We start from the raw sequence: 15,372 nt of genomic DNA on the forward strand, positions 1-15,372 counted from the left end.
CACCGGTACACCGGCTTCACCTTCCTTCAGCGCGGCAACGATCTGGCTTTCTGTAAATCTGGTTTTCTTCAAGGGAGACTCCTAACGGGGGAGGCTCCGAATATTCTACTGACGACTGTCTACCGCACGGGGAAGCTTACGCATGCATCAGACGTTCGACCGTACAGCGGGCCACCACAACACCCTCGCGGTTCAGCTGCCGCCAGACCTTGTCCGCGCCGTACACCCGCAGGTTCTCCTGCCAAACCCGATGGACCTGGGGCTTGAGATGGTCATCGCGTTGGGCGCGAGCGCTGCGCAGCGACGGATCACGCTGGCGGGCAGCATGGCGCCGGTAAGCGGACGGGGCAACCTGCAACACCTTGCAGATCGGCTCGACCCCGTAAGCATCGCGGTGCCGGTCGATATAGGCGTTTACAGTTTGAACTTGCGGTCGAGCTCCGCCTGCGCGAAAAAAGCGCTGGCCGTGCGCAGGATATCGTTGGCCCGGCGCAGCTCTTTGTTCTCTCGCTGCAACCGTTTGAGTTCGTCGCGTTCGCTGGTCGTCAGCCCTTCGCGCTTGCCACTGTCGATCTCTTGGCGCTTGACCCAGGTCAGCAGGGTCTGCGATGAACAACCAATCTTCGGCGCGATTGACTCGACCGCCAGCCACAGCGATGGGTAGTCCGTACGGTGCTCCTGCACCAGGCGCACCGCTCGTTCACGCACTTCCGGGGAAAACTTGTTCGCATTGTTCTTGCTCATGGCTCCATTCTCTCAAGAGTTGGAGCCTCCGCAAAACCCGGGGCGGTTCACCGCATTAGCAAGGATGACATGCCGGCCTGAAGAACTCAGAACATCCGATCCCCTTGGAAGTAGATCTCGCCTTGGAACCGAAGCACTTCGATTGAACTGGTTGAACTTGATCGAGGAAGCACTTCGTCGAACGCCTTGATGATCGCGAACGAAGCACGCTCGAGCGATTCTGCTGAGGAGTCATAAAGCCTGGGCGTCCATGCAGCCGTTACGATCGCAATGCGTTCGAAAGTGCCTTGCTGCCAAGAAAGCGACGTCTTGATCGAACCTTCTGATATTGCGTTCAACTCTTGGCTAAGTCTTTCGAGACGTTCTGCATGATCAATCTGAGCATTGCCATTCACGTGAAGCCGCTGCACGATAACTCGGCGGTCGCTCAGGTCAAGCGGTAGTCCCGTTCTTGCATCGGGGCCCGATATAAGCCATTGGCTCGGTGCTTCTTGAAAAGCGTCCATCAGCTCGCCTTCCAAACGCTTTCCAATGACGGGATCGCCATGCTTACCCGGTAGCCGCTCAATCAGATCGGACTCTGCCAACCTTGTTTGCACACTACCGTGTTCAAGTTCGCGCCAATTTCGGGCTTGAGAGAATAGGCCAATACTCGGCTCGAATAGCGTAGTGCAGATTGCACCCGAAACCCAGCCGTTCTCACTCTCGTCGGACTTCTCGAGTGGACGAAACGCCAGGTCTAATGCGCTCAACAGACTCTGTAGCACATCGATATCCGAAGTCATACACCGCCACGGCATGAACTGCGCTCGGGCGTGCTCTCGCAGGGTCTGTGGATTCGCAGCATCTGCAGGACTCGAACAGGTCCCTGCTATTAGTTGAACGGCGATGTCACTCTCGAGAGAAACGTAGAAATACCCATCCCAACTGCGAGCCCGTCGACCAATTTGGCGCATGTATGCGTCAGGCGCTCGGAATGCGTAATCATGATCATGAACTAAACGACCACCAACGTATGCATAGCTCTGCCACCCAGTGAGATTACGCTGCAAGATGGAGGAATTTCTTGACTCTGCTTCCACACTATAATGAAGCGGCCCGCACACGAACGATAACCACTCTGAATCTTCTAGTTGGGCATCCTCGAATGAGTTCTCAACCGCCATCACCATACGCTCTGTGAAGGTTCCAAGTTCGGTATGGGGTGCTCGAAACTCCAATCCGTGCAACACACGTGAATCGAGTGATCGAAGACTCGCTGTCCAAGAGGGCATGTCGTCACGATGAAACACTCTAGGCTCGACTGTCATTGAAGATCCGATGACAACTGGCGTATAACCGACGGAATCCCGATAAGAGAGATTTCGATACCGGGGCATCAGTAGCGGAAGGACGGTTCGTTCCAGCTTTTCGGACTGAATCCGGAACAGCTTTGTATAAAAGCCAGATAGTTGAGCCGCGATAGCATCCCTGCCGTCAACAAGGCAGTTCTTGACTGGCACGCTAAGTGTCAGCGACTTCCTGGCTAAACCGCTCAGTCGCGCTCTGACAGCGTCCGTAGCGTTCACCCAGTACGCTATTCCATCGGTATCATCATAGACAACCAAGAGTACCGGGAAGTACGCAAGCAGCCATTCTCGACAAAGAGAGTCGGCGATGCTAACGCTAAAATCTCCCGATGATTTCCTGCGGACATGTTTGGCGGCGTCCGCAGAGGACTTTACCTGGCACCGGAAATAGATCGGTGTCCGCTGGTGATCTGCGAATACATGGCACTCCAGATCCTCACCGTAGTCGCTTTGGCAGATGTTCGCAGTCCACCCCCACTTTTTGAAGGCAAGAGCCACCGTCGCCTGCCCTATATCACCAATAACGTGGCTTTGTGGGCGCATTCTATTTTCCTGAACTCGAGTCCAGCCGTCGACGCAGCGGAGAAGCATCTTCCGATGGAATTATGGTTGAGCTGAAAGCGCTTCTGAACGTTCTTCGGTTCATGGTGCTTCTTCTAGGTTGAAAACGTAGCAATCCATAGAATAGAAGCATGCCCGCCTATCAGATACTCAACATTACTGTAGACCAGCCGCTTTGAGTTCTCGAGCAAAGTCCTCGAATCTGCAGTGTCGATATGCAGAGACCAGTCGTTCAACAGCAGCTCGCGCCAAGCGAGCCAATTCTCGCCGATTTCTGCGCAACAGCGTTACCAAAGCTCGATCGTCCAATTGACGATGTGCTCCAATCGTGTCAGTTATGGCGTTGACCGCATTAGCAGCATAATTGGCGATCTCGCTCGCACGTCTGCGTTCAACTCCGGAAAGAGTGTCGAGCTTACACGTTTCGATCACAGCTTTGCCTCTCGCGTGCTGTTTATTATTCCCTATTGCTTCAAACAGCATTCCCTCGCGTATTCGGATGTGTTGGGAGTATTTGTGCAGATATGGGTGTACCCATAGGTAATCGTCGATACCCTGTGGATACGAATCTTCTGCTGTCAGCGCAGAGAGAAGAAGGTTGTGGTCGCCCTTATTTCGATTGCAACGCTTGCAAGTGGCCACAAGGTTCAGACGCTCGTATGTGAATCGAGCATAGTCCGACAAACCTTTGGCCAAGATGTGATCTATTTCGTGGTGCCCAAGCTCCACTGAAATGATACGTCGACAATAAGCACATGCGTTTCGCTGGGTCCTAAGCAACCGCGCTCGCAACCGGGTACGCACCTCAGCTAATGTTGGTTTCACCCAGTCGGTACTCTTCTTTTTCTTGGTGTACTTGACAACGGCGACGGCATCTAATCCGGTCCATACACATACAGGAAGCTTGTCGTAGCCTATAGTCACTCTGCAACCCTGCTCACGCGGCAAATTGAACTTATTACCTGTCGCGCCACATCGTCTTCCGGAAGCGAATTGAGCAGTGGCATCAACCGCTTCGCAACCCTTCGCAACGACAAAATGTTCTGGTCAACCCCCTCAGTGATCAACTTCATCGCCGTCTCGATCTCTGAAACGACTCCGGGGGAACGCGTACTGGGGAGGTCGAAAATATCTTCCAGGACATCGGTCACCTGCCATCCCGTGGGAACTTCAAGAGGTGCGGCGGCCACACTACCATCATCAGCAAATTGAAGGCCAACCAAATCGGCCTTCTTGACGTCGAGGCTGCTGACAATTAGCGGCGAATGCGTAGCGATAACTACATGACACCCTTTACAGTGAGAAATCGCTCGATGAAGTTCGGTAAGGTACTCTCGCTGCCAGGCAGGATGTAGTGCATTCTCTGGCTCATCGATCAAGAGCAACGTGCGGTCTCTCACCGCTAGAGCGGCAGTAGTCAACGATGAAAACAAGCCCCACTGACCCGCGCTAAAGGCGTCGGGTTGAATTGGAGGCAAACCTGAAGCCAGAAATTCAACGCCTTCTAACCCAACAAATCCAACAGTCAATCCAAAATGAATTGCCCGAGGATCAATCCCAGATATCCCTAAAAGTTCAGATGATCTCAGATCGATTTCAATTTCGACTCCACGACTACTCTTTTGGGTGACGAGTAGATCGAAAAGTCGTTTTGATTCACTCATGAGAAATCGATCTTTCTGGGCTTCCTCAATAAATTTAGACCAGCGCAACGATCGACTCATCGAATATAAGTTAGTACCTGCGGCCGTCATGAGCGTATCAAATGACAAAGTCCGTGCCGGCCGAGCAGGACCGGGATCTCGAGGTCGGCCTTGTAGCCGCATCTTTATTGCAGATGGAACCGATGTTTTTTTCGACAGTTTGTCGATAAATTTTCCGACTGATGCCGGAGTAGAAACCGCCTGTAGATATTCTGATAGCAATGACTGAATGCTTTGAGAACGACTGACGATGTTCCGACCAGTTCGAGGGCCAACATAAGCGTATTGGAATGTATCGTACTTCGTAACGATACGGCCTCCACCAAAACCCGACTTGGAAGGAAACCGATCAGTCGCTGCAGAAGAAATCGCAACAACCCGGTCTGGCACCACATACCATTTCGCATCACAGCTCAAACTCTGATTCTTAGTAGATCTCACTTCCGAATTGGATTGCGAAAATAAGACGTCCTCAAGAAGCCCTCGCAGAATTGAACTCTTTTGAGTTCCGTTTATACCTAGAAGGACAGAGACACGGTTCTTTTGGCGTCCGCGAGCAAGTTGAATCGGTTGAGATGAATAAAATGGAAGCGAGAACGAACGCAGAAGTGCCATTTAAAAATCCTCTATCTGCTAGCCAGACCAACCGGACTGTTGACCTTAAACCAGAATTAGCCCGAATTCGTAATAGAGATCACTATGCTTCCTAGAGTTCAAGACATCTATCTTCACGAACTTCACAAAAATCAATAGTTTGTCAAAGATTATCCTTATTTTTCCAATATTAATAATCTCCGAAATGTCTATCGCAGCATCTATCACACGACTGCCCACACGCTCAGTCTCGCCCCAAACATGCATTCCCAGCCCCAACGAATAATCGAACTCTATCTCTGTAACCTGCAGCGAATCTAACCCTAATTCGCTATCTCTCTTGCGGGAGAGCAACTCAAATCCAAGGGGTGGCAGCGTCCAGAACAGCATCAATCACCTCAGCCACACCAGCAGCGGCACGCCCCTCCAACACGACACCCATCTCCATCGAGTGCTCGAGGGAGGCTTCCGTTACGTTCGATGATCCGAGGTAGGCCGCACTACGATCGCACAGTACTGCCTTAGCATGAAAGGTCTCCCGCCCACCACTCATGCGTGGAATCGAGTAATTGAATACCCGAATGCCCTGTGTCTTTAACCATGTCGAAATAACATCGAACCCGAACGGATAGTCCTTCCGCGTGTTGTCTTCCAGACTGCGAAGAATCAAGATGCACTCGACCCTCGGAGACACATATGACAACAGCTCCTGTAGCCAGGCCGCACCAACACTGTCAAAAAAAGGCGTCATAACGACCACACGGCGCTGGGCCGCTCGAACCATACCGTGGAAGGCGTGCTCAGTGGGCTCCAGATCGGCAATTCGCCAACCCAGTGCCGATAGCTTTTGCTCCAGCACACTAGGCCGCGGTGGCTTGGTGAGCACAACTTGCACCACAGTCGCATCGCGGTGTACGGACGATCGATAATGCTCGACGGCATGAAGGGCAAAGGCTATGCGTTGGAAACGCGCATGCGCCCCGCTGCGCGGTTTGAACCCGACCAGCGTCGGTTCAATGAGCCCTAGTCCGACTGACCGCTCGAGCAAACTTTGTGTTGCGCTTTCTTCGGTCACACCCAATTGAGCCGCATCGACGAGCGAACGAGCGGACTGCACGGAGTCGGTGGGCAAGCCCGCCCAAGCCTCCAGCAACGCCGCCGCAAGGCCCGCCTTCTCAGCCAGACCCGCCAAGATTTTTTGTTCGAACGCGGTTAGTTTTTGGGTAGACATTGCTCACTGACTTACGGTTTAACCATATCAAGGTAGCCGCGAATCGGCACACCTCGTTTGTCGAGACGAGGCCGACCACCGATAGACCGCAGAACTGACCGCGAAAGGAGTTTGTTGCCAGCAATGCAAGTTGTCTCCGGCATCATCACGCAGTCAGGGCATGCACCACCACGCTCCGTGCACAGAGAGCCCGTGCCGCACTGCGTTGCCTTGGAGCCAAGCATCGCTGTCAACATCGCCGTACCAGCATTGCGCCAAAGCGCAGACAGATTGCCCAGATCCATAGTCGTGCCGTTGCGGTATACGACAAAGGCTAGGTCAGCAGGGAAGATGTACTCACCCAGTGACCCCGGATCCAGCCCGGAGTACTCCGACACATGCTTCATCAGCACATGTGAAAAGCTGTGCAACAGGGTATACAGGTAAAAGTAAACTGGAGGTGTCGTCGTCTCGGGCAAGCTATCCAAGAACGGACTCATTGGCTGCGCCGCGCCTAGCAAGCCAGCGCCAATCTTCTCACCCACATTCAGAGTGAACATGTCCGGGCACTTCAAGCTGCACAGCCATTTAAGAACGAGTTCTTCTTTGAGCCTCACATATAGGGCCTCATTCCCCTGCTGCACGACGTAGACGGGGTACCGTGTACTGTCGTTTTGCTTCACTGGCGGAAACAGATTAAGGCGAACCGGCATGTCCATACCCCGCTTTTCTCGCAGGATGGGGGTCGATTCCATGCGTGAGTAGCCGAAGCTGAAGCGACACAGGTCGAACTCTCGGATAATACCCATGTCCTCAATACCAAGTTTGTCTAGCAACGCGCCCGTTGCATCCTGCACCTGGTCTGTTTTGTCCTTATTCTCTGGCGCCAGATCTTCATCCAACCGAGTGAAAGACACGTACGGTTTCTTCCCATTAGTCCGCGTCTCCACATCCAGGCGCGTACTCTTGAGCGCTGCGTGCTCGACAGCCAAGCGGAAAGGGTCGAACTTGGATGCGAACATCGATTGTCTGTTCTGAAGATTCGAGACAACAGACACTGGAACGTCCACCTTGGGCAGCAGAATCTCTCGCCGACGGAGATCATCTAGAATCCGTTGCCGACTGTTGTATGCCATCTCAACGGTTCCCTTGAGCATCGTTCGCATCGGCTCATCGAGTCCCTCAAGCTTATTAATCTGCTCCACAGCGGTTAGGTAGTCCGCCAGATCTTTGGCGCACTCCGACTTGCCCTCACATGCCTTCTGTACGTCCTCGACCGTAATGGACTGAGCGGAAAACCCATATTGTTTGGCAACGAAGTCCTTAAGTTCTGCCTCCCGCCCGGGCCGTAGTCTGGTTAGTAGCTGCTGGCTGCCATCCTTGAAATCGATGAATAGATCCGACTTGACGTAGTACGCGCTCGACGCGCGATAGGGTGTCGCCTGCATCCGCACTTCTGTCAGCCGGTCTGGGCCCATGGCCGGTCCAAGAATGCGCAAAGTGTCCCTGTCGTTCTGCAACCACTTAGGCGACAACGGTTTGTCACAGGCAGCGCACTCGAAGAACCAATCGCCGATGCTAGACGAGCGCCGATTAAGTTTGAATTGAGAGCTTCCACAGACACAGTTGTCATAGCGTTTGACAACCTTGGCATCGTGATCGCTCCAGTGCCATTGTCCCGGAAAGGCAGCTTCCCAGCGACCGGACCAGTGCACAAAGATGACATCGAGTTGCTCCCAATCGCACTGGCCCTTCTTCTTTAGATTGGGACAGTTGTCGGGGGTCAAATTCTCGATGTTTCTGTCCAACTCAGCGAGGGTTTCATAGTCCTCGAACATTCCACAAGTACGGCAAACGAACGTTAGAGGTGCCGGGGTGTACTCCATGTGTGAAGGCCGACACAGATAGAAGCGGTCCTGGCCCGGTAGCTGGAACCCCATCCTGGTTGGATCTAGCAAGGCCTGGTCGACGCACTGGGCCGGCAGAATCCGCGGTTTTGTCGCATCACCGTCACGCGCGGACGAAGCGGTGTTGAACCAGGCGCGCCCGAGTTCGTTCATCCGCTCGAACACCAAGTCCATGGTCGACTCCGACAGCGGGATCGGCTCACCAGCCGAAGAGCGAGCGATGCATGCTCCCATCCCACCCTCGAAGGTGAAGAAGCTCTCTGGAGCGTAGGCCGTCGAAAGTTGGTTGCGAGAGCGGTTCATTGTTTTTGCTTTTGCCATCTTATTTCTCCCTCAGCTCCGTGCTTCCGTAGCGTTATCCGTCGAATCGATGTCAGCGCCGGATCCTCGTCGGATGAAGGTCATTGCTCGAGCGGTCATTCCATCAGCCACACGTCTGTAAGACGCATCAACGCTCGACTCATGGATAAGACCGGGCTGATCCACATCACGTAGCGACGTCATTGGCCGCAGCAGACTATTGCGCGTCGCGAAAAACTGGACCAAGTGCGTATGATTCACCAACCGATCGACGCCCAAGACCTGCTGGTAGTGGGTGAGCTGCCCTTTAAGCAGTGAGCGGTAGTAGCTCCTCCCTTCGGGGGACGGAGAGAAGGACAGACCGAGTGCCTTTTCCATGAATGTCTCGGTGGTCCTCATATTCGCCGGTACTCCAAGAAAGTCGCGCACATCGGACGCCATAGAAAATGTAGGGCTATTGCGTTTTTTATCGTCATCCGATGCGCACAGACGTTCGATGGCGTTCATGCCACAGACGTACTCCTGGAAAAAGCTCGGCATCACCCGAACCAGCGCCTTTTCGGCCCACCTGTCAACAGCCGCCGGCAAAATCATCCGCTCCAGGAACCGATGGAAAATGTCGTGCACCTCCAGCACGAACCGGTCTCGATAGCGTTGTGGAACGGGCACCAGCAACGAGAAGCCAACGTGCGTACGTCCCACGCGCGACGATGCCTGGATGTACTCTGCAATGTCCGATGGGATGCCCGCAAAGAACATCGAATTGAACTCTTCCACGTCAACACCGTGCGAGATAGCGGAAGTGGCAATTACCGAGCGCAGAGTTTCGTTAAGCTCTGGGAATGGTTTGTTGACGCCAACACGGGTTTCGGCCCGCCGGACGATGTCCTGGATGTCGGCAGCGGATACCGCCCCAGAAATTAGCTCTGAGTTTAGGGACTGATTGACGTATCCTTCGGCCTGGTGAAGTTTCTCGAACTGAACCTTTTCAGTATCGATAACCTGGTCTCCCCCCTTTTTGTTGGTAACGTAGGTCAGAGCGATGCGGTGAAGATCCACTAGTGTTAGCAATGTCGCAGCATCTGCCTCCGTCAGGAGCCGGACGAACTGCGTTTGCAAAGGCCCAGGCGACGTCCATCGAATTAGCTCGCTACGGGCCGCTTCCTCGTTGGTCGGGTCCTCGCTGCGTAAGCGCTCATATAAACCGGTGAGCATGAGATGGTAGTGCCCGAGCACCGAAGCCATCGCCACGGTGTGGCGATGGCCGTTAGTCAGGATCGAGGCATAGACACGCGCCCAGTGGCTGCGCAGTTCCACGTCGCCTACGGGGATGGCAGCACGTTCGATATCACTTGGCGAGGCATCTGGTTGAAGGGGCGTCGCGTAGAACGAATCGTAGAGGGTCGGCCCCGGATACGGAAACTGGACCGTGTTGTCACGCTGATAGATGTTGCGCATCTGGCGCTGTGGCTCGCTAACCGTGGCCGACGCGGCAATTACCTTGATTTTTCGACGGACGGTTGACTCGGGCTCATACGAGAGGTGGCCCTTCAGCAACGGCGAGAGTTCGTCGAGAGCTGCTTCCAGCGCAGATTCGAACAGGCCCGAGAACGTCCCCAGTGACTCGTCCAACAAGTGGGCCTCGTCCTGAATTAGCAGTGAAGGGAACGGGTCGAAGAATCTCTTTTCACCTGAAACGAACGAGGGAAACAGCGCACGAGTGCCCGCGCCTGGATGACCATCCCAGTCCTTGGGCTTCATCGGCACGTACAGGCGCTCACTATCGTTCTCGACCAATGGTGCAAATCCGAACATGCCAAAGAACTTGCGAATGGTCCCCTGCGACTGACCAATGGCGGCGAGCTTGTCCACGGTGCCCAGCAGAACGGACGGGGCCAGGCCGTAAATGTCTTCATCTACGATGTAGAAGGGCAAAGGTGTCGGCTTAGCGAATCGGGCGTTCCAGGAACACTTTTCCTTCGATGCGCTGCAGTAATGCCCCATCGCGTTGGCACCGGCGCCCGAGTGGCGACGAAGTGCCAGCAGACTGCCGTCCTTGTTGCCACAGAACGGGCACGACGACAGCTTCAACCAGCGCTCACGAGCACTCTTGTAAGGCTGGATATCCTTGTGCTTGGATTCTGCACTCAGGGCGACTTCGTTATCAGTAGGTACTTCTGTGTAGCCATCCTCAGAATGCCAGTTTGGTGTATTACTGCCACCCACCCAGAACCCAAGCGAGAACGGTTCGCCTGAATGTCCGCGCGTGTGTCGAACCTCCTCAGCCGCACCCATCGTCGCGAAAGTGCGGCGCGCTTGCTGTAGGGTAAGAAGACGCAACGGATAACGCATTAGCGCCGACACGCCCCTGTTCTTGCCCCGGAGGCGGTCGAAGAAGAGCACGAATGCAAGCAAACCCAGGAAAGCCTCAGACTTCCCACCGCCAGTCGAGAAGTACAGCAGCGTCACGGCATTGGCGTGCTTGGCAACGTCGGGCGTGTAGAAACTGTGGAACTCTGGGATGCGCGTCGCGAAAGCTGGAATAGACGCTAGGATGAAGGCTAGCTGGAATAGCCGCCACTCATCATAGCCTTTCGACTTGGCCACCTTGGCCATGGCTGTGTTCATCGACACCCAGGCTTCGAACGGGATGCCAAGCGGCGACTTCTGCACGCCAGGACCGCTCCAATTCGCGCGGGACGTCTCGAGAATGTCCAAGCCGCAGCGGATAGCACCCAGTTCACTGCGCCAGGCCGCGAGATCCAAGTGAAGTTTTTCCTTCTCAACCGCCAGTTTCTCTGCTGCACTCGGGCCGTCGATGCCTTGGTCCACGGGATGCTTTTCAACCCTGGTCAACCATGCCTCATAGGCCACAATGAGGGGTTCCAGGCCAGCCAGGCAATCAGGCTGGGACAACTTCTCGATGTTGCGCTCAACGGCGCCGTCGGTCGGGATGATTCGGGGCAGCACGTAGCGTGGAGCCCAAGTGGTAGTCAGCCGGTGCTGCGCTCCGTCGACAGTCAGAATAATGCCCCCGTTGAACCCTAGCGCTGGGTACTTGAGGTACTGGTTGTACCGGTAGGACGGCTTGACGCGGTCCAAGCACAGGAACTGGTGGTCAGCTGCAGGAACAGCCACAGTTACCGAAACCTGGAAAAATGAGGGTTCCAATTCCTTGAAGTTAGACTTCGTGAGCGGATCGGTCCAATTTTCCAAAGCCACATGAATCGTCATGCGGGTTGCGTCAACAGGGTCAGGCACTGCCTGAATCACCCAGCGTAGGTCAAGTTTGGGGAGGATGACGGCAAGGTTCGAAGCACGTACCCGTTCCAGGTAACCCTTCCAGTCTCGCACGTCGGACGGCCGAACTCGTGTGCGCCTATACCCCCAGAGCTTTCCACCGATTTCAGGATCCGTATTAGCCGCCCAGTCGACGAGCTGCTTAGTGACGGCTTCGTTCAGCACATCTGTCGCCTTCTTGGCGTCTACCTCGGCTGTGACCGGGGTGAACTCCAGGGAAGGTAGGGTGAGTTCGAGCCGAAGCCACTTCGGCGGAGGAGGAACATCTTCAGCCAGGCCATCAGGTGTAGCCCCTCTAACGGTGACCTCTTGGACTGGACGAATCTCTCCCTCCTCGCCGCCTTCGCCGCTCTCATCTTCGGCATTCTCGTCACCGGCCTCCTCCTCTGTTGGAGCACGGTCTAACTTGTTGTCAAACGGCAAGCCCATCGACTCGTATGCGCCCTTGCGGGCCTCATAGCTTTTCGCGGCCCACTCTGGATGCGTCTTACCACCGGGCAGCTCGGCAACAAGCTTCGCTAGCGCATCCTTGACCTTACTGCGAATGTTGGCACGAGCCTCACGCGTCAAGGGAAATGTAGCTTCCAGCCTCCCCCCAGGCTTCACCTCATCCTCAGTCGGCAGAATGCGGACGTATACCGCTCCTGTCAGGGACACGCTCAGTTTAGTATCTGTGACATCTGAGCGAATCTGAAAATCCATACCGTGCGCACTAATGCGGATGGGGTCTGCCTCCTCGTCGCCACCACGTTCGTCGACCGGCATCGGCACGATGAACTCCGACATCAACACTCCACTGGGCTTAGCCCCGTAAATGACTTTATAGAAGTCACCTCGACCAGCGAGTCGTGCCGACAGCCCGTTAAGCAGACTATCTACCACGGCTTCCTTATAAACCGGATGAATGTCACGGGGATTCTTACTGCGAATAGGCATTTTTCTCTCCCTTCTTGCTTGTGGTCACGCGCACCTGTGGTGGCACAATGTGCTCGACGCGATAGACGCAGCGTAGCGCCTCCTGCTGCAGTTCCCGGATAACGTTCTCGGGAACCTTGCGATAGGTCGCAGCACTCTCGGGTTGAAAGAGAATTTCGGCATATCGGGCAACCAACTCCCGCCCGAGATACTGATTCAGACGCCGCGCGTTGCGCACAAAACACCAGTTCTGCTCGGCTGTCTCATCACTCATACCTAAGGCCTTGCAGAAGACCTTAAAGTACTTGGCATATTTTGATGCATGAGGTCGCGTGTCATCTTTTGCCTGCAGAGCCAACCAGTAATACACACGACCCGGCCGGCAATCTGTGGCCTTAGGATCCAGCTCAACCATCTTGGCATGAATTTCTCGCGCCAGCGCCGATCGCTTCCTTGACTTGAACATCAATAAGCAACGCCGTTGAACATCGTCGTGGTACAGCTTGAGTAATATCCGCCCAGAATCCACTACCGAACTGATACCGTCGCCATTCAGCTGCAATGACGACTCCAACTTGGCGCGCAGCTCGTCGCTCATATCAAAAATAAATTCACCGGGCTGGAATTCACTAGCGGCAGCACGACGGAACGGAGGATCTTCATCGGGTACGTAACGATAGACCCAACCAGAGGCATATACCCGGCCACCACCCTCCAGTTCGAATTTGTAGTACGCCTGCTCGCCATTCTGACCATTGTCATCGAACTTGAAAGTCAGAGGCATCTCACGGAGTTTGTTGATGACCAGCGGGTTCGGAACCTCTGCGAGGCGCCGCTCTATCTCCTGAGCCAGTAGACCGATACGTCCGCGGTAGGCCTTAAACGCATCGACCTCCTTCATGCTAATGAGAGTCGTCAGCGCGGATTCGGCCTGACGATAGGCAACTAGCACCGCAGTACCGTGCGGGACTTCCGGATGCGTCATAAGGATACGTAGCACGTCGGAGGTAATACCAACGAAGGTGAAATGCCTTCCTTTCCGGTCGCCAGCGAGCGTCTTAGCGACTGCTGAGAGCGTGTGCCATTCAATACGCTCTTCGGCAGCGACCCAATCTTCTCCCAGCTTTCGCTGCAAAAAGCGATGCGCCAACCGCACATATCGATTGCTCGGCAGCACTAGCGAAATATCCTGCCTACCGACGACGGCGTGTTTGCGAACTTCAGCTAGCATGCGTGACGCCATCGGCGTGGCATCGTTCCAGTCATCGATAAGCTGTTCCGCTCGTGAGATCGAACCGTCAACAGCATCGCGCACTTGGTTCAACGCGCCTGAGTCAAGCGCTGCGGTGAGTTTGAGTTTTACAGGAGTCCAGGCATTCTTCTGGTTGCCGTAATCGCTTTCACCGGTTTCCGCTGTCGCCGCGGTTAAGTCAGCATATCCCGCTGGCATATTCGACAGCCGTAAGACGTACATGCAGGCCTCGAGCAGAGCCTGGTAAGCAGAACTCTCTTCGCCACCTGCCGCCGCAGTCAGACGCTGGAATGCCAACGCAAGCTGGGACGCATCCCGGTCGACGATGCCCACACTAAAGTTCGAGTTGCTGCGTTGAGCGGGCTGCCAATCCGTCGCTACCGGGTGAGCCGAAAGTAGCGCCTCTTCGGATTCAGCGGCCCATACCCTCGTTGAGAGCGCACTCACAGAATTACGAAGTTGCGACCGCAAGATGAAAAAGGTCTTTGGGTCGTCAGTCACGATGACGGCCCCCGTTTCGGAAAAGCCATTTTCTCGTGCAAATGACAGGAAGTCGGGGATTCGTTTGACCGCGGCGTAGTTTGTACTCATCGCGGTATCCGTTGCATCCAGCAGCACAACCTCCGGATGACCATTACCCTTCAATGCTTGAGTGGCCAAGGCTGTCCGCCACGACTCCCTCTTCGCCGTGTGGTGCAGCACCATGAGAGCACCCGGCGCCTTGTCGGGGATGTCCCACTCGAGACTGACCTTCTTGCGCAAGTCGCGTCGATGCGCCAAACGTTCAACCTTCGCGAGGGTGCGTTCTAGCGGGCTAGACGCCGTCGTGGTCCACACTCGCTTGGCAGAATCAAAAATAAATGTCGGAACGAGTTCCGCTAGAGAGGGACTCGGGCTTTCCGGCGTGTGTTGCGTGAGGTCATTCAATGCCGACAAAGCAGCGAGGAACGCCGGTGATTCTGTACACGATTCCGGTTCAGTGATGCCGTTCGCCTGCTGCACCCACAGCGTCCGATAGAAATCGCTAAGTGTCTTGCGATTAGCGAGCACGCCATACAGCGACGCACGGCAGGAATAGGTACCTGGATAGAGCAAAGTGCGAAGACCACGCAGATCCCTGGCGAAAACACGCTCGAAGTTGGCCAGCGCGTGCAACAGCGGCAGTGTCGTTATCTTCGCCGGCCAGACCAGGCACAGCGTCACGCCTCCCTGGTCGGCGGCCGCGAGTACTGTGCTCACGAGATCCTTTGTCCACGGCTGCATGACCACTTTCTCGTTCGCGGTCCGTGATTGGTAAGTTATGTGAGCATCGCCGGCACGAGCTTGCGCCCACGGCCGCAGCGGACGCACTGGAGCCGGCGGCTGGGGAGAGGATGACGGCACTGCACGTGATTTGGCCGTTGGCAGCTTCCCTCCTACAGGCTTAGCGGCATACTTACGAGCCCGTTCGGCTTGTTTTTCGCGCGCCTTCGCTTGATCTGTTAGGCGGTCTTCCAGTGATTTGAATTGAGGCATTAGAAAGTCCGAACAGTTGCTT

General features: G+C 55.0%; 7 protein-coding genes, 1 pseudogene and 1 other annotated feature. All 8 genes and pseudogenes read right to left on the reverse strand.

All coding sequences use genetic code 11. The features are described 5' to 3' along the window. Nucleotides 1-142 precede the first annotated feature (142 nt). Nucleotides 143-744 (reverse strand): annotated as a pseudogene (locus ACTHJ1_RS09905) (IS3 family transposase); the annotation flags it as partial. After that, nucleotides 344-460: a sequence feature (AL1L pseudoknot), on the reverse strand. (Overlaps the previous pseudogene by 117 nt.) 86 nt (nt 745-830) lie before the next feature. Further along, nucleotides 831-2,636, reverse strand: a complete 1,806-nt coding sequence (locus tag ACTHJ1_RS09910; RefSeq protein WP_440191388.1) for a DUF4365 domain-containing protein — start codon at nt 2,634-2,636, stop codon at nt 831-833. 174 nt (nt 2,637-2,810) lie between these two features. Continuing rightward, complete coding sequence (locus ACTHJ1_RS09915) at nt 2,811-3,578, reverse strand: HNH endonuclease (protein ID WP_440191391.1); 768 nt, start codon at nt 3,576-3,578, stop codon at nt 2,811-2,813. After that, a complete protein-coding gene (locus tag ACTHJ1_RS09920) occupies nt 3,575-4,972 on the reverse strand; it encodes an AAA family ATPase (RefSeq protein ID WP_440191394.1) in 1,398 nt (465 codons plus the stop codon). Before ACTHJ1_RS09920 ends, ACTHJ1_RS09915 begins: the two co-directional genes overlap by 4 nt. Nucleotides 4,973-5,306: 334 nt before the next feature. Next, nucleotides 5,307-6,182 (reverse strand): phospholipase D-like domain-containing protein, encoded by an 876-nt coding sequence (locus ACTHJ1_RS09925; RefSeq protein ID WP_440191397.1) that lies wholly within the window; start codon nt 6,180-6,182, stop codon nt 5,307-5,309. Between the two features lie 11 nt (nt 6,183-6,193). Then, nucleotides 6,194-8,389, reverse strand: a complete 2,196-nt coding sequence (locus ACTHJ1_RS09930) for a hypothetical protein (RefSeq protein ID WP_440191400.1) — start codon at nt 8,387-8,389, stop codon at nt 6,194-6,196. Between the two features lie 12 nt (nt 8,390-8,401). Then, the gene (locus ACTHJ1_RS09935; RefSeq protein WP_440191403.1) at nt 8,402-12,604 is read right to left on the reverse strand and encodes a DEAD/DEAH box helicase; all 4,203 of its coding nucleotides are present in this window, start codon (nt 12,602-12,604) and stop codon (nt 8,402-8,404) included. Continuing rightward, complete coding sequence (locus tag ACTHJ1_RS09940) at nt 12,588-15,350, reverse strand: hypothetical protein (protein WP_440191406.1); 2,763 nt, start codon at nt 15,348-15,350, stop codon at nt 12,588-12,590. Before ACTHJ1_RS09940 ends, ACTHJ1_RS09935 begins: the two co-directional genes overlap by 17 nt. Nucleotides 15,351-15,372: the final 22 nt, after the last annotated feature.

The sequence above is a fragment of the Bordetella sp. genome (assembly GCF_051960075.1).
Classification (GTDB): Bacteria; Pseudomonadota; Gammaproteobacteria; order Burkholderiales; family Burkholderiaceae_B; genus Bordetella.